Source organism: Halomonas sp. THAF12 (assembly GCF_009363675.1).
Lineage (GTDB): Bacteria > Pseudomonadota > Gammaproteobacteria > Pseudomonadales > Halomonadaceae > Halomonas > Halomonas smyrnensis.
In genome coordinates this window covers 3,503,685-3,521,463 of the sequence record NZ_CP045399.1, presented here as the reverse complement: position 1 = coordinate 3,521,463, position 17,779 = coordinate 3,503,685, and the positions used below count along the sequence as shown (strand labels likewise).

At 70.5% G+C, this 17,779-nt stretch carries 14 protein-coding genes; 4 read left to right on the top strand and 10 right to left on the bottom strand.

What is annotated here, in order from left to right:
- Positions 1-263 precede the first annotated feature (263 nt).
- Together pnp and FIU88_RS16355 are read left to right on the top strand one after the other, a co-directional pair.
- Positions 264-2,399, top strand: a complete 2,136-nt coding sequence (pnp, locus tag FIU88_RS16360; protein WP_172977729.1) for a polyribonucleotide nucleotidyltransferase — start codon at positions 264-266, stop codon at positions 2,397-2,399.
- Positions 2,400-2,492: 93 nt separating this feature from the next.
- On the top strand, positions 2,493-3,701 hold the full coding sequence (locus tag FIU88_RS16355) for an MFS transporter (protein ID WP_152479887.1): 1,209 nt from the start codon (positions 2,493-2,495) through the stop codon (positions 3,699-3,701).
- 84 nt (positions 3,702-3,785) lie between these two features.
- Here the strand turns inward: FIU88_RS16355 and FIU88_RS16350 are convergent, their stop codons facing one another.
- The 10 genes from FIU88_RS16350 to dksA all read right to left on the bottom strand — a co-directional run bounded on the left by FIU88_RS16350 (position 3,786) and on the right by dksA (position 15,617).
- Complete coding sequence (locus tag FIU88_RS16350) at positions 3,786-4,961, bottom strand: acetyl-CoA C-acetyltransferase (RefSeq protein WP_152479886.1); 1,176 nt, start codon at positions 4,959-4,961, stop codon at positions 3,786-3,788.
- Between the two features lie 203 nt (positions 4,962-5,164).
- Complete coding sequence (panC, locus tag FIU88_RS16345; protein WP_152479885.1) at positions 5,165-6,013, bottom strand: pantoate--beta-alanine ligase; 849 nt, start codon at positions 6,011-6,013, stop codon at positions 5,165-5,167.
- Positions 6,013-6,804 (bottom strand): 3-methyl-2-oxobutanoate hydroxymethyltransferase, encoded by a 792-nt coding sequence (gene panB / locus FIU88_RS16340; protein ID WP_016853968.1) that lies wholly within the window; start codon positions 6,802-6,804, stop codon positions 6,013-6,015. The genes panC and panB overlap by 1 nt, the downstream gene beginning before the upstream one ends.
- A gap of 108 nt (positions 6,805-6,912) precedes the next feature.
- Positions 6,913-7,416, bottom strand: coding sequence for a 2-amino-4-hydroxy-6-hydroxymethyldihydropteridine diphosphokinase (folK, locus tag FIU88_RS16335; RefSeq protein ID WP_016853967.1), 504 nt, complete (start codon positions 7,414-7,416; stop codon positions 6,913-6,915).
- Positions 7,413-8,813, bottom strand: a complete 1,401-nt coding sequence (gene pcnB / locus FIU88_RS16330; RefSeq protein ID WP_152479884.1) for a polynucleotide adenylyltransferase PcnB — start codon at positions 8,811-8,813, stop codon at positions 7,413-7,415. The genes folK and pcnB overlap by 4 nt, the downstream gene beginning before the upstream one ends.
- An 857-nt stretch (positions 8,814-9,670) precedes the next feature.
- Positions 9,671-11,074, bottom strand: a complete 1,404-nt coding sequence (locus FIU88_RS16325) for a sigma-54 dependent transcriptional regulator (protein ID WP_152479883.1) — start codon at positions 11,072-11,074, stop codon at positions 9,671-9,673.
- Positions 11,052-14,006, bottom strand: a complete 2,955-nt coding sequence (locus tag FIU88_RS16320; RefSeq protein WP_152479882.1) for an ATP-binding protein — start codon at positions 14,004-14,006, stop codon at positions 11,052-11,054. Before FIU88_RS16320 ends, FIU88_RS16325 begins: the two co-directional genes overlap by 23 nt.
- Complete coding sequence (locus tag FIU88_RS16315; protein ID WP_016853963.1) at positions 14,003-14,197, bottom strand: hypothetical protein; 195 nt, start codon at positions 14,195-14,197, stop codon at positions 14,003-14,005. The genes FIU88_RS16320 and FIU88_RS16315 overlap by 4 nt, the downstream gene beginning before the upstream one ends.
- Before the next feature lie 9 nt (positions 14,198-14,206).
- Positions 14,207-15,103 (bottom strand): tRNA glutamyl-Q(34) synthetase GluQRS, encoded by an 897-nt coding sequence (gluQRS, locus tag FIU88_RS16310; protein WP_152479881.1) that lies wholly within the window; start codon positions 15,101-15,103, stop codon positions 14,207-14,209.
- 76 nt (positions 15,104-15,179) lie between these two features.
- Entirely contained in the window at positions 15,180-15,617 is a 438-nt protein-coding gene (dksA, locus tag FIU88_RS16305; RefSeq protein ID WP_026068301.1) for an RNA polymerase-binding protein DksA, read from the bottom strand.
- A 220-nt stretch (positions 15,618-15,837) separates the two neighbouring features.
- Between dksA and FIU88_RS16300 the strand changes: the two genes are divergently transcribed.
- Positions 15,838-17,007 (top strand): aminotransferase class I/II-fold pyridoxal phosphate-dependent enzyme, encoded by a 1,170-nt coding sequence (locus FIU88_RS16300; protein ID WP_152479880.1) that lies wholly within the window; start codon positions 15,838-15,840, stop codon positions 17,005-17,007.
- A complete protein-coding gene (sfsA, locus tag FIU88_RS16295) occupies positions 17,007-17,765 on the top strand; it encodes a DNA/RNA nuclease SfsA (RefSeq protein WP_152479879.1) in 759 nt (252 codons plus the stop codon). The genes FIU88_RS16300 and sfsA overlap by 1 nt, the downstream gene beginning before the upstream one ends.
- Positions 17,766-17,779: the final 14 nt, after the last annotated feature.

Below are 17,779 nucleotides of genomic sequence, written 5' to 3'. Positions count from 1 at the left end.
ACGGGCTGGCCATGGATGGCCAGCACCGGTCCTGCAAGCGAAGCAGGATGCGAGAGCGCCGCAGGGCAAAAGTAGCGCCCAGGGATGGGTTCACAGCGCCTCGCGGAGGCCTGTCCCCGGGTCAGCCTCGGATACGCCTGAGTTAGCACAAGCCGTCGATGGGGAAATCTCACCCCCTGGTGGCCGCGCCGGGCGACACCCCCTAAAATGGTCGCCGAGTCGAAACGACCCGAACATGAATCGAAAAGCTGAAGGAAGTCGCCGTGAACCCGGTCAAGAAAACGTTTGAGTACGGTCGCAGCACCGTCACCCTGGAAACCGGGCGCATCGCCCGCCAGGCCTCCGGTGCCGTGATGGTCACCATGGACGACACCGTGGTGCTGTGCACTGTGGTGGCGAAGAAGGACGTCAATCCCGCCCAGCCGTTCTTCCCGCTGTCCGTCCACTACCAGGAGAAGACCTACTCTGTCGGCAAGATTCCCGGCGGCTTCTTCAAGCGCGAGGGGCGCCCCACCGAGAAGGAAACCCTCACCTCGCGGCTGATCGATCGCCCGATCCGCCCGCTGTTCCCGAAGGGCTTCATGAACGAGGTCCAGGTCATCTGCACGGTGCTCTCCGCCGACCGTAACCAGGACCCGGACATCGCCGCCATGATCGGCACCTCCGCGGCCCTGGCCGTCTCCGGCGTGCCCTTCAACGGCCCGATCGGCGCCGCCCGCGTCGGCTTCACCGAGGACAAGGGCTACTTCCTCAACCCCAGCGTCGAGGAGCTCGCCGGCTCCGAGCTGAACATGGTCGTCGCCGGCACCGAGAAGGCCGTGCTGATGGTCGAGTCCGAGGCCAGCGAGCTGCTCGAGGATGAGATGCTGGGCGCCGTGCTCTACGGCCATCAGGAGATGCAGGTCGCCGTCTCCGCCATCAACGAGCTGGCCGCCGAGGCCGGCAAGCCGCGCTGGGACTGGCAACCGGCCGCCGAGAACACCGCCCTCAAGGACGCCGTGGCGCTGGGCTTCGAGGCCAAGGTCGGCGAGGCCTACCGCATCACCGACAAGATGGCCCGCCAGGACGCCCTGTCCGCGCTGAAGGACGAGGCCGTGGCCCAGCTGGCCGGTGAGCAGGAAGGCCAGTTCACCGCCGACGAGGTCAAGGGCGCCTTCGCCGGCCTCGAGAAGCGCGTCGTGCGCTCCCGCGTCATCAAGGGCGAGCCGCGCATCGACGGCCGCGACCACAAGACCGTGCGTCCGCTGGACATCGAGGTCGGCAGCCTGCCCAAGACCCACGGCTCCGCCGTCTTCACCCGCGGCGAGACCCAGGCCGTGGTCGTGGCCACCCTCGGCACCCTGCGCGACGCCCAGCTGATCGAGTCGCTGGAAGGCGAGCGCAAGGACCGCTTCCTGCTGCACTACAACTTCCCTCCCTACAGCGTGGGCGAGGCCGGCTTCATGGGCGGTCCCAAGCGGCGCGAGATCGGCCACGGCCGTCTGGCCCGCCGCGGCGTCCAGGCCATGCTGCCGAACGAGGACGACTTCCCCTACACCATCCGCGTGGTGTCCGAGATCACCGAGTCCAACGGCTCCAGCTCCATGGCCTCCGTGTGCGGCTCCTCGCTGGCCCTGATGGACGCCGGCGTGCCGATGAAGGCCCCGGTGGCCGGCATCGCCATGGGCCTGGTCAAGGACGATGACGGCTACGCCGTGCTGACCGACATCCTCGGCGACGAGGACCACCTCGGCGACATGGACTTCAAGGTGGCCGGTTCCGCCGAGGGCGTCACCGCCCTGCAGATGGACATCAAGATCGAGGGCATCAACGAGGAGATCATGGAGCAGGCGCTCCAGCAGGCCAACGAGGCCCGCCTGAGCATCCTCGAGCAGATGAACACCGTGATCGCCAAGAGCCGCGAGGAGGTCTCCGACAACGCGCCCTCCATGGCCACCATCAAGATCGACCCGGAGAAGATCCGCGACGTCATCGGCAAGGGCGGCGCCACCATCCGCAAGATCTGCGACGACACCGGCGCCTCCATCGACCTGGACGACGATGGCACCGTGCGCATCTACGCCGAGGAGAAGTCGGCGGCCAAGGCGGCCATCGACACCGTGCTGGCGATCACCGCCGAGCCGGAAATCGGCAAGCTGTATCGCGGCAAGGTGGTGCGCATCGCCGACTTCGGCGCCTTCGTCAACATCATGCCCGGCACCGACGGCCTGGTGCACATCTCCCAGATCGTGCCCGAGCGCGTCAACGACGTGCGTGACTTCCTCAACGAGGGAGACGAGGCCGTGGTTAAGGTGCTCGACATCGACAACCGCAACCGGGTGAAGCTGACCATCAAGGAGATCACCCCGGAAGAGAAGGCCGCCTTCGAGGCCGAGGAAGCCGAGACCGACGAGCTCTAAGCGAGCGGTCATGAGCCGAACGCCCCCGTGGCTCACGCCGCGGGGGCGTTCTCGTTTCGGGGCACCGGCCCCGCCATCGATCAGGGACGACCCATGACGCGCCACGATTCCCCCCCGTCATCCCCCGCCCCCAGGACCGTCACCCAGCGCCGCGACTGGCTGGGCGTGGGCGCGGTGATGATCGGCATCTTCCTGCTGGTCACCGCCGAGCAGCTGCCCATCGGGCTGCTGTCCCAGGTGGCCGACTCGCTGTCCGTGACCTCCGGCACCGCCGGGCTCTTGATCACCGTGCCCGGGGTGGTGGCGGCCTTCGCCGCGCCGCTGCTGCCGGTGGCGGTGGGGCGGCTCGACCGGCGCTGGCTGTTGACCGGGCTGATGACGCTGATGACCCTGGCCAGCCTGCTGGGTGCCGTGGCCGACAGTTTTACGACGCTACTGGCCACACGGGTGCTGGTGGGCGTGTGCATCGGCGGCTTCTGGGCCATCGCCGGCGGCCTGGCCTCGCGGCTGGTGGCCCTGGAGCAGGTGCCGCGTGCCATGTCGCTGATCTTCAGCGGCGTGGCCGGCGCCTCGGTGCTGGGCGTGCCGGCGGGGACCTGGCTCGGCGAGCACACCGACTGGCGCATCGCCTTCGGCTCGCTGGCCGGGCTGAGCCTGCTGGTCACCCTTGCCCTGTGGCGGCTGCTGCCGCGCCTGCCGGCGCAGCAGCCGGTGCGGCTGTCCAACCTGGCCGGCCAGTTCGCCAGTCGCGGGGTGCGGGTCGGCGTGGCCGCCACCGCGCTGATCGTGATGGGCCACTTCGCCGCCTACACCTTCGTCAGCCCGATCCTGCAGGACATCGCCGGCATTCCGCTGGCGAGCGTCAGCGCCCTGCTGCTGTGCTATGGCGGGGCCGGGCTGCTGGGCAACTTCCTCGCCGGCACCGCCGCCGGGCGCCGGCCCTACGCCACGGTGCTGGTGATTCCGCTGCTGCTGGCGGTCGCGACGCTGGCCTTCCCCTGGCTGGGGCGCGAGCCGGCGGCCGCGATCGGGCTGTTGATGCTGTGGGGCGCGGTGTTCGGCAGCATCTCGGTGAGCCTGCAGACCTGGATCCTCAAGAGCGCCCTGAATACCGAGGCCGCCACCGCGCTGATGGCCTTCGTGTTCAACCTGTCCATCGGCATCGGCGCCATGGCCGGCGGCCGGGTGGTGGACGCCATCGGCCTGAGCGGCGTGCTGCTCGGCGCCGGCGGGCTGTTCGTGCTGGCCGCGGCGCTGGTGGCGCGCACGCCCTCGCGGGTGGTCGGGCCGCCCCGGGGCTGAGGCCCGGAGGCGCGCGGCAGAACGTAAAAGCCCCCGCTCATCGAGCGGGGGCTTTCTTTCGTGGTGAGGCGTCGTGGCGGTCGCTTAACGTTCGATCGCCAGTGCCACCCCCTGTCCGCCGCCGATACACAGCGTCGCCAGGCCCTTCTTGGCGTCGCGGGCGATCATCTCGTGCACCAGGGTCACCAGGATGCGGCAGCCGGAGGCGCCGATCGGGTGGCCCAGCGCGATGGCGCCGCCGTTGACGTTGATCATCGAGGTGTCCCAGCCGAGCTCCTTGTTCACCGCCAGCGCCTGGGCGGCGAAGGCCTCGTTGGCCTCGACCAGGTCCAGATCGTCGAGGCTCCAGCCGGCCTTCTCGAGGCAGCGGCGGGTGGCCGGAGCGGGGCCGATGCCCATGATCGCCGGGTCGACGCCGGCGTTGGAGTAGGCCTTGATGCGGGCCAGCGGTTCGAGGCCCAGGGCCTTGGCCTTCTCGGCGGAGCACAGCATCACCACGGCGGCGCCGTCGTTGATGGAGGAGGCGTTGCCGGCGGTCACGCTGCCGTCCTTCTTGAACGCCGGGCGCATGCCGCCGAGCTTCTCGGCGCTGACCTCGCGCGGGTTCTCGTCGGTGTCGAAGACCAGCGGGTCGCCCTTGCGCTGGGGAATCTCCACCGGGACGATCTGGCCCTTGAACTTGCCTTCCTTGATCGCGGCGGAGGCCTTCTGCTGGGAGCCGGCGGCGAACTCGTCCATCGCCTCGCGGCTGATGTCGTACTTCTCGGCCAGGTTCTCGGCGGTGATGCCCATGTGGAAGTCGTTGAAGGCATCCCACAGGCCGTCGTGGACCATCGAGTCGATGGCCTTCCAGTCGCCCATGCGCTGGCCGTTGCGGGAATTGGGCAGCACGTGCGGAGATAGCGACATGTTCTCCTGGCCGCCGGCCAGGATCAGCTCGGCGTCGCCGCAGCGAATCGCCTGGGTGGCCAGGTGCAGGGCCTTGAGGCCCGAGCCGCAGACCTTGTTGATGGTCATGGCCGGCACCGCGTCGGGTAGCCCGCCCTTGATGGCGGCCTGGCGAGCGGGGTTCTGGCCGGTGCCGGCGGTCAGCACCTGGCCGAGCAGCACTTCATCGACCTGGTCCGGGGCCACGCCGGTGCCGGCGAGGATGTCCTTGATCACATGGGCACCGAGGTCGCTGGCGGGAATGCCGGCGAGGGAACCGCCGAAGGCACCGACGGCGGTACGACGAGCGGCAACGATCACCACTTCTTGCATGAGGCTTACTCCTGAAGATTCGCGGACGAGCGTCCGCTCAGCATAGGGGACTCTTGTGCGCTGCGGCAATCCCGCCGGGGCGGTTCGGCTAGAACTTCAGTATAGGCAAGCGCAAGGGGGAGGGCCGGAGCGGGCGCCCCGGCTGTACCGGAATGGCGGTGGTGAGCAGGGAAGGGACACGCCTTCGCGGCGTGGCCGGGCCCTCAGCGGGGGAGTGTCAGCGACAGGTTGTCGATCAGTCGCGTCGAGCCCAGGCGCGCCGCGGTGAGCAGCACGGCCTCGCGCGTGGTGTCGTCGATCGGGCCCAGGTCGGCGGCACGCAGTTCCAGATAGTCGGGCACGAAGCCCGCCTCGCGCAGCCGTTCGAGGCCGCGGGTCAGGCCGGCGTCGATCGCTTCGCCGGCCTCCAGCGCCTCGCGCAGGGCACACAGGGTGCGATACAGCTCGGGCGCCGCGGCACGCTGCGCCGCGTCCAGATAGCCGTTGCGCGAGGACAGCGCCAGGCCGTCCTCGGCGCGCTCGATCGGCACGCCGACGATCTCGAGCGGCAGGTGCAGATCGGCCACCAGGCGGCGGATCACCGCCAGCTGCTGGTAGTCCTTCTCGCCGAAGCAGGCGAGGTCCGGCTGCACCAGGTTGAACAGCATGGTGACCACGGTCGCCACGCCGTCGAAGTGGCCGGGGCGATCGCCGCCGCACAGCCCCTCGGAGACCTCGGGCACGCTGACCCGGGTCTGAGCGTCCAGGCCGCGCGGATAGACCGTGGTCACGTCGGGGGCGAACAGCAGGTCGCAGCCGGCGGCCTCGAGGTGGGCCTGGTCGTCGGCCAGGGTGCGCGGATAGGCGTCGAGGTCCTCGTTCGGCCCGAACTGCATCGGATTGACGAAGATGGTCGCCACCACCACGTCGGCGCGGCGCCGGGCCTCGGCGACCAGCGCCAGATGGCCGGCGTGCAGGTTGCCCATGGTCGGCACCAGGCCGATGGTGCGGCCGGCGCGGCGATGCGCGGCCAGCGTCTCGCGCAGCGTGGCGACGTCGTTCAGGGTCTGCATCAGAATCCGTGCTCCTCGGCGGGGAAGCGCCGGGCCTTGACGTCCTCGTGGTAGCGGCGGAAGGCGCCCTGGATATCGTCGGCCTCGGCCAGGAAGTTCTTCACGAAGCGCGGCTGGCGCCCGGCGGTGACGCCGAGCACGTCGTGCATCACCAGGATCTGGCCGTCGGTGTCGGCGCCGGCGCCGATGCCGATCACCGGCACGTCCAGGGCCTCGGTCACGGCGCGGCCGAGGCTCGTCGGCACGCACTCGAGCAGGATCACCGAGGCGCCGGCCTCGGCCAGGGTGCGGGCATCCTCGAGGATGCGCTCGGCCTGGTCGGCGTCGCGTCCCTGCACCTTGTAGCCGCCCAGCTGGTGGACGGTCTGCGGGGTCAGGCCCAGGTGGGCGCACACCGGCACGCCACGGCGGCTCAGTTCGCGGATGCCGTCGGCCATCCAGGCCTCGCCTTCCACCTTGACCATCTCGGCGCCGGCGCGCATCAGCGCCCCGGCGTCCTCGAGCAGGCGTTCGGTGGTGGCGTTGCTCATGAAGGGCAGGTCGACCATCAGCAGGCTCGCGCCCTTGCCGCGGGCCACGCAGCGGGTGTGGTAGCAGACGTCGTCCAGGGTCACCGGCAGGGTGCTGGTGTGGCCCTGCAGGACCATGCCCAGGGAATCGCCGACCAGCAGCACCTCGATGCCGGCCTCGCCGGCGGCATGGGCGAAGGTGGCGTCATAGGCGGTCAGGCAGCTGAAGGTCTCACCGGCGCGCTTGAAGGCCTGCAGCGTGCTCAGGGTGACGGTTTTCATGGCGTGCTCTCGTGTCGTTATCCGGCGCTCGGCGAAGGCCGCGCTCTTGTGTAACCGCGCATTGTTACCCGATCCGGGTGAGAGTGTCGATAGGTAACAAGTTGGGGGTCATTCGGGCGTGTCGGGTAACACTCGGCGCAGGCCGTCCTCGCCCAGGGCGGCGGCCAGGCCGGCCACGTCACGGCCGTTCGGCAGGCGCAGCCCGGGGGCGAGCTCGGCCATCGGCACCAGCACGAAGGCGCGGTGGGTCATCTCCGCGTGCGGGAGCGTCAGCCGCGGCGTCGCCATCTCGCGATCGTCGAACAGCAGCAGGTCGAGGTCCAGGGTGCGCGGCCCCCAGCGGCGGCCACGGACACGGCCGTGGCGCTGCTCGAGCGCCTGCAGCTGGTCGAGCAGCGCCAGCGGCGACAGCCGGGTCGAGAGCTCGGCCACGGCGTTGACGAAGTCGGGCTGGTCGGCCGGGCCCAGCGGGCGGCTGGCGTAGCGCGACGAGGCGCGGCGCCGGCGGGTCAGCGGCAGGGCATCGAGCTCGGCCAGGGCGCGCTCGACGTGACCGTGGGGGTCGTCGAGGTTGCTGCCGAGCCCGATCCAGGCGCGATGCGGCCGGCTCATGACTCGCCGTTGGACGGCTTGCGACGACGGCGGCGCCGCCGGCGCTTGTTGCGCGGCGCGGGGGTGCCGGCCGGGTCGGCGTCGACCTTGCCCAGCAGGCGGCGCTGCTCGTGCTCGTCGGCGTCCTGGAAGGCGGTCCACCAGTCGCCGAGGCCGGGCTCCATCTCGCCGGCGGCCTCGCGCACCAGCAGGAAGTCGTAGGCGGCGCGGAAGCGCGGATGCTCGCGGGTCTGGAACACGCGCTTGCCGCGGCGCAGCGGCAGCCGCTGCTGCAGGTCCCAGATGTCGCGCATCGGCAGGCTGAAGCGCTTGGGAATGGACACGTGCTGCAACTGGCGCGAGATGACCTGCTGGGAGGCGGCCTGCTGCGCCGGGATGGGCGGCATGCCGTCGGCCTCGAGGGCCTGCTGGCGCAGCTGCACCGGGCCCCACAGCAGGGCGGCGAACAGGAAGGCCGGCGTCACCGGTCGCTCGTCGCGGACGCGGCGGTCGGTGCTGGTCAGGGCGCGCTCGATCACCGCCTCGGCCCAGGGCAGCTCTTCCATGGCCTCGTCGGCCTCGGGGAACAGCATGGCGAACAGGCCGAAGTCGCGCAGCAGATGGAAGGTCTCGACGCCGTGGCCGCTCATGAACAGCTTGAGCACTTCATCGAACAGCCGCGCCGGCGGCACCTGGAGCATCAGCTCGGCGAGCTCGGCGATCGGCGCCTCGGTGGCCGGATCGATGTCGAAGTCGAGCTTGGCGGCGAAGCGCACCGCGCGCAGCATGCGCACCGGGTCCTCGCGGTAGCGGGTCGCCGGGTCGCCGATCAGCCGCAGGGTGCGGTCCTCGATGTCCTGGACGCCGCCGGCGAAGTCGTGGATCGAGAAGTCGGCGATGTTGTAGTAGAGGGCGTTGATCGTGAAGTCGCGCCGGAGGGCGTCCTCCTCGATGTTGCCCCAGACGTTGTCGCGCAGCAGCATGCCGTCGTCCGACTGCTGGGCGATGTGGTCGCCGTGGTCGTCGCTGGGCTTGCCGCGGAAGGTGGTGACCTCGATCACCTCACGGCCGAAGCGCACGTGCACGATGCGGAAGCGGCGCCCGACGATGCGCGAGTTGCGGAACAGCTCGCGGACCTGCTCCGGGGTGGCGTCGGTGGCCACGTCGAAGTCCTTGGGCATGCGGCCGAGCAGGGAGTCGCGGATGCAGCCCCCCACCAGGAAGGCCTCATGGCCGGCGTTGTGCAGCCGGTACAGCACCTTGAGGGCGGCGTCGCTGAAGTGCTGGCGGGAGACCGGGTGCTCTTCGCGGGGAATGATGCGCAGCTCGGGGAGGGCGGCCGACGGCTCCTGAGGGCCGAACAGCGACCGGAGGCGCTCGCCCGGGCTCTGCAGAAAGCGGGTAAATCCTTTGATCATGCGGCGTTGTCGACTCGCGGGGGTACAAAAGAGGGTATGAAAGGCGTTGAGTGTAGCGAACACCCGACACCTTGCAAAGCGTGGGGCCGACCGACCCGCCCCCGGAAAATGGAAAGGGGAGGCCCGTGAGCCTCCCCTGAAAGCAGGATGCAGCATCCCTGCTGCTGATTTTTCTTCGTGATGGCGCATCGCCTTGAATACGCACCACAGTCACCAAGGAGCTCAGGCAAGCAATGTTGTTGTCTTTGTGGACGTTCCTGAAAGTGACCGCCTCGTATTCAAAACAATAATCCAACCACGACGGCAGATGATTGCCTCCCCCCGACGTCTTGTTGTTGTTGACGGGGGTGCACCTCTGACGGCCCTTGTTGTTGTTGGTGGCCGGGTCGGGTGCGTCGCGTCCTGATTCCGGACTTCGAGCGTCTTGTTGTTGTTGCCTCGAAGGACTCGCGCCGGCTGCCGCTGTTGTGCTTGTTGTCGGCAATGGCGCTCGTGTGTCTTCGGCCCGTGGTCTTGTTGTTGTGGGGTCGGGCCCGTCACCGCTCGCTGGCCTTGTTGTTGTTCGTGGCCGCGGGTGGCATCCGGCATTGTTTTTCTTGTCCTGTACGTAGCAGGCGGTATGCCACTATTTGAAAAAGCATTTAAAAACATGTGCTTGCTGTTGCGCGTGGCGAGCGTGTCCGATGTGAGCCCGGAAAGTGTTACCCAGGCTGCCCGCTTATGGGGCAAATGCTGTGTGGGAAGGTAACAAATGGTGCGCGCGCGCCGTCGAATGCCGCAAAAACGACGCCCGCGGCCGAGGCCACGGGCGCTAGTGCTTTGGTCGTAGAGAGGGTCGTCGCCCGTCGCCCGTCGCCTCAGCCGGTGCCGCGGCGAGGGCCCTTCTTGCGCGGGATGCCGAGGCGCTGGCGGCGCTCCCACAGGCACTTGCGGCTGATGCCGAGCTTCTGGGCCAGCTCGGTCTCGCTCATCTGGTCCTGGTGCTCGAGCACGAAGTGCTGGAAGTAGTCCTCGAGGGACAGGTCCTCTTCCTCCTCGTCCGCTCGTTCGCCGCCGCCGGAGGCGGGCGGCTCGTCGTCGGGAACGGGCGGTGCCGGCGCGGCCGCACCGGCATGGGGCGCGGGGCCGAGCCCCAGATCGTCGGGATGGATCAGGTGGCCCTCGGCGAGGATCACGCCGCGCTCCAGGGCGTTCTCCAGCTCGCGCACGTTGCCGGGCCAGGGGCAGTCGCGGATCATCCGCCGGGCGGCCCGCGACAGCTTGAGGCCCTCGCGCTCGTGGCGGCGGCAGGCCTTCTCCAGCAACGCGTCGGCGATCTCCAGGATGTCGTCCTCGCGGTCGCGCAGCGGCGGCAGGTCGATCTGCATCACGTTGAGTCGGTAGTAGAGGTCGAGGCGGAAGCCGCCGGTGCGCGACAGCGCGTGCAGGTCGCGGTGGGTGGCGGCGATCAGGCGCACGTCGACGTGGCGGGTCTCGACCGAGCCGATCTTGCGGATCTCGCCCTCCTGCAGCACCCGCAGCAGCCGGGCCTGGGCGTCCAGCGGCAGCTCGCCGATCTCGTCGAGGAACAGGGTGCCGCCGTCGGCGGCCTCGACCAGGCCGGTGCGGGCGGCGCTGGCGCCGGTGAAGGCGCCCTTCTCGTGGCCGAACAGCTCGGACTCGATCAGCGTCTCCGGGATGGCCGCGCAGTTCACGCACACCAGCGGCGCGGCGGCGCGTTTGCTCTGCTGGTGCAGGGCGCGGGCCACCAGCTCCTTGCCGGTGCCGGACTCGCCCTGGATCAGCACCGTGACGTCGGCCGGCGCGGTCTTGCGGATGCGGGTGTAGACCGCCTGCATGGCCGGGCAGTTGCCGATCATCGGCTGGCGCTCGCCGCCGGGGGCGGTGATGTCGGGCGGCTCGCCCTGCCGCAGGGCGCGCTGATGGAGCACCCGGGACACGGTCTCGAGCAGCTCGTCGTGGTCGAAGGGCTTGGCCACGTAGTCCACCGCGCCGAGCTTCAGCGCCTCCACCGCCGAGCGCATGCTGGCGTAGCTGGTCATGATCAGCACCGGCACCGGGGCGGCGCGGGCGATCAGCTCGGTGCCGGGATCGCCGGGCAGACGCAGGTCACTGATCACCAGGTCGAAGCCCTGGGGATCGAGGGCCAGCGCCTCATCCACCGAACCGGCCTCGCTGACCCGGTGCTCGTGGCGCTCCAGCAGGCGCCTCAGGGCGCTGCGGATGATGGCTTCGTCTTCAACGATCAGGATCCGGCTCATCGGTTCTCTCAGCATCCTCTCGGTGGAGGGGCAGCCACAGCAGGATACGGGTGCCATGGGCCTGCCCGGCGGGCGGGGACTCGATGTCGATCTGGCCGCCGTGCTCGGCGACGATGCTGTAGACCAGCGGCAGGCCGAGTCCCGTGCCCTCGCCGGCGGGCTTGGTGGTGGTGAAGGGCTCGAACAGGTGATCACGCACCCGCTCGTCGATGCCGTGGCCCCCGTCGGTGACCGTGACCCTGAGCCGCTCGCCGTCCGGTTCGGCGGCGGCGATCACCCGGCCGCCGGGCTCGCTGGCGTCGCGGGCGTTGCCGAGCAGGTTGATCATCACCTGCTGCAGGCGCTGGGCGTCGCCGGTCACCCGCGGCGTCGGCGGGCAGCGGTTCTCGAAGCGGATATCCTCCCCCGAGCGGGCGAGGTGGATCAAGTTCAGGGCCTCGTCGGTGACCTCGGCCATCGACACCGGCTGAAACGCGGCGCCGGTGACGTGACGCCCGCCGTGGGCGAAGCCGACCAGCGAGCCGACGATGCGCGAGACGCGGTCGGTGAGCTGCTGGATCTGGTCGGCGGTCTCCCGCAGCTCGGGGTCGTCGGTGTCGTAGCGCAGGTTCTGGGCCAGCGAGGAGATGCCGGTGATGGGGTTGCCGATCTCGTGGGCCACGCCGGCGGCCAGCTGGCCGATGGAGGCCAGGCGCGCGGCGTGCACCAGCTCGTCCTCGAGCCACTTCATCTCGCTGTGATCCTCCACCAGGATGACGTTGCCGCCGTGGGTGGCGCGCTCGTCCTGCCGCTCGGCCTTGTGCAGGCTCAGGAAGCGCGGGCCGTTCGCCAGCGTCACCGGCTGCTTGTAGAGCTGGCTGGCCGGCTCGGCGAGGATGCGGCCCAGCAGCTCGTTCCAGGGCGGCGGCAGGGTGTCGCGGTGGGCGCCGATCACCGACTCGCCGGGAATGCCGGAGAGCTCGGCCAGGGCGTCGTTCCACATCAGCAGCTCGCCGTCCTCGCCGAAGGCGCACAGCCCCACCGGCAGCCGGCTCAGGGTGCGGCGGTGGTAGCGGCGCAGGCCGTCGATCTCCCGGGCCAGGCCGTTGAGGCGCGGACGATAGTCCTCCAGGCGGTTCTCGACGAAGTGGATGTCCTCGGTGGCGCCGGGGCCGTCCTGGCGATAGGGCAGGAAGCGGTCGACGATGTCCTGGGCCACCGAGGGCCCCATCAGCCCGGAGAGGTTGGCCTGGATGCGATCGCGCAGCCGGCGCAGGGCATAGGGGCGGCCGTCGAGGGGCGACATCTGCAGCGCCGCCAGGGCGCGTTCCACCTCCCGCTCGGCGACCTCCTGGCCCAGCGCCCGGGCCAGGTGGCGCTTGATCTCCAGGCCGTTGGCGGCCACCAGCGGCAGGCGCATGGGGCGCACCACGGCGTCCACCGAGCAGGCCTCGGCGGCCGCCCGCTCGCCGGCCGAGGTGCGGGTGGCCAGCGAGACCAGGATGAAGCTCAGCACGTTGGCGGCCAGCGAGACCAGCGTGACGAGATACCAGTCGGGCTCGTCGGCCAGTGCCTCCAGCCCCGGGGGAATCGGCGGCAGCCAGGGGGCGCCGCCGAGCAGCGACGGCCACAGCCCGGCCAGCCAGATCGCCACGCCAACCGCCAGGCCGGTCACCATGCCCTTGCGGTTGGCGCCGGGCCAGTAGAGCAGCGCCAGCATGCCGGGCAGGCACTGGGCCATGCCGACGAACGAGGCCATCGCCAGGGTCGAGAGATCGTGATGCACGCCCACGGTGCGATAGAACAGCCAGCCGCCGCCGATCACCGCGGCGATCAGCCCGCGGCGCAGCCAGCGCAGCCAGCGGTAGAGGTCGGGCTGGGCGATGGGCGGATGGGCCACCAGCACCAGGTGGTTGAGGATCATCCCCGACAGTGCCAGAGAGATGATGATCATGGTGCCGCTGGCCGCGGCCAGGCCGGCGAGGAAGGCCAGGGCGCCGACCCACCACGAGGACGACAGGCCGAAGGCCAGGTAGGCGCTGCCGGTGAGCGAGGCGTCGACGCCGAGGCGCTGGGCGCCCCACAGGATCAGCGGTACCGGCAGCGCCATCAGCAGCAGGAACAGCGGCATCACCCAGCCGGCGCGCAGCAGGGTGCGGCGCCCCAGCGGCTCGGCGAAGGTGATATGGAACATGTGCGGCATCAGGAAGGCCGCGGCGAAGAACAGCATCAGCAGGGTGCGCCACTGGGCCGGGGCCAGCGGATGGGTCTCGGCCTGGGCGAGGTGCCCGGGGCCGTCGAGCCAGGCCTGCAGGTCGCCGGGACCGTCGAAGATGCCGAACAGCGCGAAGGCCCCCAATGCCAGCATGGCCCCGAGCTTGACCACCGACTCCAGGGCGATCACCGCCAGCAGGCCGTCCTGGCGTGTGTTGAGATGCGTGTGTCGGGCGCCGAACAGGATCGCGAACAGCGCGATCAGGGCGCTGAAGCCCAGCGCCAGCCACTCCCGGGAGCCGCCGCCTGACAGCAGCCGGATGGCGTTGCCCATGGTCTGCACCTGCAGCGCCAGCAGCGGCAGCACCGCCAGCAGGCTGACCAGGGTGACCAGGGTGCCCACCCAGCGCGAGCGGAAACGGAAGGCGAACAGGTCGGCCAGCGAGGCCAGCTGGTAGGTGTGGGCCATGCGCTGGATCGGCACCAGCAGCATCGGCGCCAGCAGGAAGGCGCCGGCCGCGCCCAGGTAGTAGGCCAGATAGCCGTAGCCGCTGCGGTCGGCCTGCTCGAGGGTGCCGTGGATGGCCCAGGCACTGGCATAGACGCCCAGCGCCAGGGTGTGGGTCGCCGGATGGCGCACCAGGCGCGTCGGCAGCCAGCCGCGATCCACCGCCAGGGCGCACAGGGCGAGCAGCAGCAGGTAGCCGAGGCCCAGCCCCAGCAGGCCGGCGAGGCTCATTCGAGCTCCTCCTGGCGCTGTTCATCGAGCCGGCGCTTGCGCTCCAGCCACACGGTCAGGGCGATCAGCCCGGCCCAGATCAGGAAGGGGCGATACCAGGCGGCGCCGGGGCTGCCCCAGCCGCTCATCAGCAGCGGCGAGAACAGGTAGCCGGCGAAGACCAGGAACAGCACGATGCGATAGACGTACACGGCGTCTCCTCAGCCGGCGATGGCGCCCGTCAGGCGCCGTTCGGGGTCGGCGCGCAGCCGCTCCGGCGCCCAGTGCGCGACGGCGTGCTCGAGCTGTTCGGCCACCGGTGCCTCGGCCAGCCCGGCCGGCGGGGCCTGGTCGAGCAGGGTCAGGGCGCGGTGGAGCAGCGGCCGCGCCCCAGGCTCGGTCTCCGGCAGCGCCGGGGCCAGGTTCTGCTTGGACAGCTTCTGGCCGTCGTCGCCCATCACCAGCGGCAGATGCAGGTAGCGCGGCTCGGGCAGGCCGAGGGCCTGCTGCAGCTGGCGCTGCCAGGGCGTGTTGTCGAGCAGGTCGGCGCCGCGCACCACCTCGTTGATGCCCTGTTCGGCGTCGTCGACCACCACCGCCAGCTGATAGGCCCAGAGGCCGTCCTTGCGCTTGAGCACCACGTCGCCGAGCTCGGCCGGGTCGAAGGCCTGCGGGCCGAACAGCCGATCCTCCCAGCGCACCGGGCGCAGGCCGAGGTCGCTGCGCAGCCGCCAGGCCAGGGGCTTGCCTGGCTCGCGGACGCCGTCGCGGCACCAGCCGGGATAGACGGGATGGTCCCGCCACTGCTTGCGCGAGCAGCTGCAGGGATAGGCCAGGCCCTTCGCCTCGAGGCGCGCCAGGGCGGCGGCATAGGCGTCGTGGCGGGGGCTCTGCCAGGCGACCGGGCCGTCCCAGTGCAGGCCGAAGGCCTCGAGCTGGCGCAGGATGGCGTCAGCGGCGCCGGCCGGGCAGCGCGGCGGATCGACGTCCTCGATGCGCAGGCCCCAGTGGCCTCGCGCGTGGCGCGCGTCCAGGTAACTGGCCAGGGCGGCGACCAGCGAGCCGAAGTGCAGCGGACCCGAGGGGGTCGGGGCGAAGCGGCCACGATAGGCACTCATGGGCGGCTCCGGAGCGGGAAAGACGGGGCGGACGGGCGCCGGCGGCGCCCGTCGCGGAAGCGGTGACGGCCGGGCATCAGCCGCCCAGCTGCTTCTCCTTGAGCTCGGCGAGGGTCTTGCAGTCGACGCACAGGGTCGCGGTGGGACGCGCCTCGAGGCGGCGGATGCCGATCTCGACGCCGCAGGCGTCGCAGAAGCCGTAGTCGTCCTCGTCGATCTTCTCGATGGTCTCGTTGATCTTCTTGAGCAGCTTGCGCTCGCGGTCGCGGGTACGGAGCTCGAGGCTGAAACCTTCCTCCTGGGTGGCGCGATCCGCGGGGTCGGCGTAGTTGTTCGCCTCCTCCTGAAGATGGCGCACCGTGCGATCCACTTCCTCCATGAGCTCCTGTTTCCAGCCCAGCAGGATCTGTCGGAAGTGCTCGAGCTGCTTGTCGTTCATGTACTCTTCACCCGGTGCCGGCTCGTACGGGGTGAATTTCTTGGGCGCTTCCATTTTCTTTTCTGCTACTGGCATGGGACTGCCTCGTGTCTTGTGTAACTGCTGATCAATACCCGATGCGCTGCTCAAGGTATCTCACGCCAAAGGGATGCTTGTTTAGCGAAAAAACGCGGTCTTTGCAATCCCCCTCCCGGTGCTTGACTGCGCCAGCGCAACAAAAGTCGTAACATGCAGGCTTTGACCATGGCAGATCGGAGAGAGGCCTGCCATGGCATGCCGTGCAAAGGAGATGCCCATGTCCTGGAGCTCACGACTCGACGCCGTCGCTCCCTTCCGCGTGATGCGCCTGCTGGAGGCGGCCCAGGCCCGCGAGGCCGCGGGCCACGACGTCATCCACCTGGAGGTGGGCGAGCCGGACTTCCCCACCCCCGAGCCGGTGCAGGCCGCCGGCCAGCGAGCCCTGGCCGAGGGGCATACCCGCTACACGCCGGCCGCGGGCCTGCCGGCGCTGCGCGAGGCGATCGCCGGGCACTACGCGCGCCACTTCGACGCCGAGGTCGATCCGGCGCGGATCATCGTCACCCCCGGCGCCTCCGGCGCGTTGCTGCTGGCCAGCCAGCTGCTGGTCGAGGGCGGCGACCGGGTGCTGATGGCCGATCCCACCTATCCCTGCAATCGTCACTTCATGGCGCTGGCCGGCGCCGAGGTCGATACGGTCCCGGTGGGACCGGCCAGCGGCTGGCAGCTCGACGCCGCGACCGTCGCCCGCCACTGGCGCGACGACACCCGGCTGGCGATGCTGGCCACGCCGTCGAATCCCACCGGGCACATGCTCGATGCCGCGGGGCTCGCGGCGGTGGCCGATACCGTCGCCGCACGCGGCGGTCATCTGCTGGTCGACGAGATCTATCAGGGGCTGTGCTACGACCTCGCGCCGCTCTCCGCCGCCTCGGTGGCGCCGGCGGCCTTCGTGGTCAACAGCTTCTCCAAGTACTTCGGCATGACCGGCTGGCGCCTGGGCTGGCTGGTGGCGCCGGAGGCGGCGGTCGAGCCGCTGACCCGGCTGGCGCAGAACGTCTTCCTGTCGGCGCCGACGCCGGCCCAGCACGCCGCGCTGGCGGCCTTCGAGCCCGAATGCCGCGAGCTCCTCGAGGCGCGTCGCCGGGAGCTGGCGCTGCGTCGCGATGCCCTGCTGGCAGGGCTCGAGCGGCTGGGGCTGGCGCCGGACCGGCCGCCCCAGGGGGCCTTCTACCTGTGGCTCGACGTGTCCCGCTACACCCGCGACAGCGAGGCCTTCTGCCAGCGCCTGCTCGAGGAGGAGAACGTGGCCATCACCCCGGGCACCGACTTCGCCCTCGAGGGCGGCGAATACCACGTGCGCATCGCCTTCACCACCGGCGTCGAGCGGCTGGAGGAGGCCGTGACGCGGCTGGGACGGTTCCTGAGCCGCCAGGAGGGCGCCTGATGGACTATGCCGCGCCACTGGTGCCGGGCGTGCTGCTGCGCCGCTACAAGCGCTTCCTGGCCGATGTGCGCCTGGACGACGGCCGCGAGGTCGTCGCCCACTGCCCCAACACCGGCTCGATGCGTGCGGTCAACGTGCCGGGCTGCCGGGTATGGCTGTCGCCGAGCGACGACCCCAGGCGCAAGCTGGCCTGGACCTGGGAGCTGATCGAGCTGCCCCGGCCGGAGGGCGGCGTCGACCTGGCCTCGGTGCATACCGGCCGGGCCAACCGCATCGTCGAGGAAGCGCTGGTGGCGGGCACGGTCGAGGCGCTGGCCGGGGCCGGTACGCTGAAGCGCGAGGCCAGGGTGGAAGGCGCGGGTCGGAGTCGCGCACGACTCGACTTCCGGCTGGACGGCGAGGCGGGCGCGACCACCTTTATCGAGGTCAAGCAGGTGACCCTGCGCGAGGACGACGGCCACGGCTACTTTCCCGATGCGGTCAGCGAGCGCGGGCGCCGGCACCTCGAGACCCTGGCCGCGCTCGCCGCCGAGGGCCACCGTGCCGTGCTGCTGTTCTGCGTGGCCCACGAGGGCATCCGTTCGGTGGCGCCGGCCGGCCACCTGGACCCGGCCTATGCCGAGGCGCTGCGCCGGGTGGCCGGCGAGGGCGTGGAGGTGATGGCGCGGACCTGCCGCTTCAGGCGGGAAGCGGGGCGTCCGGTGGCCGTGAGCCTGGGCGAGGCGCTGCCGGTCGAGCTCGAGCGCCGCTATCGCTGACGGGCCGGAGCAGG

Excerpts from the sequence above, each read along its gene's own strand:
- panB (WP_016853968.1), bottom strand. The coding sequence starts at position 6,804 with ATGAAAACCGTCACCCTGAGCACGCTGCAGGCCTTCAAGCGCGCCGGT.
- FIU88_RS16320 (WP_152479882.1), bottom strand. The coding sequence starts at position 14,006 with ATGAGCCTCGCCGGCCTGCTGGGGCTGGGCCTCGGCTACCTGCTGCTG.
- FIU88_RS16350 (WP_152479886.1), bottom strand. The coding sequence starts at position 4,961 with ATGCAAGAAGTGGTGATCGTTGCCGCTCGTCGTACCGCCGTCGGTGCC.
- pcnB (WP_152479884.1), bottom strand. The coding sequence starts at position 8,813 with ATGATCAAAGGATTTACCCGCTTTCTGCAGAGCCCGGGCGAGCGCCTC.
- sfsA (WP_152479879.1), top strand. The coding sequence starts at position 17,007 with ATGGACTATGCCGCGCCACTGGTGCCGGGCGTGCTGCTGCGCCGCTAC.
- FIU88_RS16325 (WP_152479883.1), bottom strand. The coding sequence starts at position 11,074 with ATGAGCCGGATCCTGATCGTTGAAGACGAAGCCATCATCCGCAGCGCC.
- FIU88_RS16355 (WP_152479887.1), top strand. The coding sequence starts at position 2,493 with ATGACGCGCCACGATTCCCCCCCGTCATCCCCCGCCCCCAGGACCGTC.
- gluQRS (WP_152479881.1), bottom strand. The coding sequence starts at position 15,103 with ATGAGTGCCTATCGTGGCCGCTTCGCCCCGACCCCCTCGGGTCCGCTG.
- dksA (WP_026068301.1), bottom strand. The coding sequence starts at position 15,617 with ATGCCAGTAGCAGAAAAGAAAATGGAAGCGCCCAAGAAATTCACCCCG.
- FIU88_RS16300 (WP_152479880.1), top strand. The coding sequence starts at position 15,838 with ATGTCCTGGAGCTCACGACTCGACGCCGTCGCTCCCTTCCGCGTGATG.
- folK (WP_016853967.1), bottom strand. The coding sequence starts at position 7,416 with ATGAGCCGGCCGCATCGCGCCTGGATCGGGCTCGGCAGCAACCTCGAC.
- panC (WP_152479885.1), bottom strand. The coding sequence starts at position 6,013 with ATGCAGACCCTGAACGACGTCGCCACGCTGCGCGAGACGCTGGCCGCG.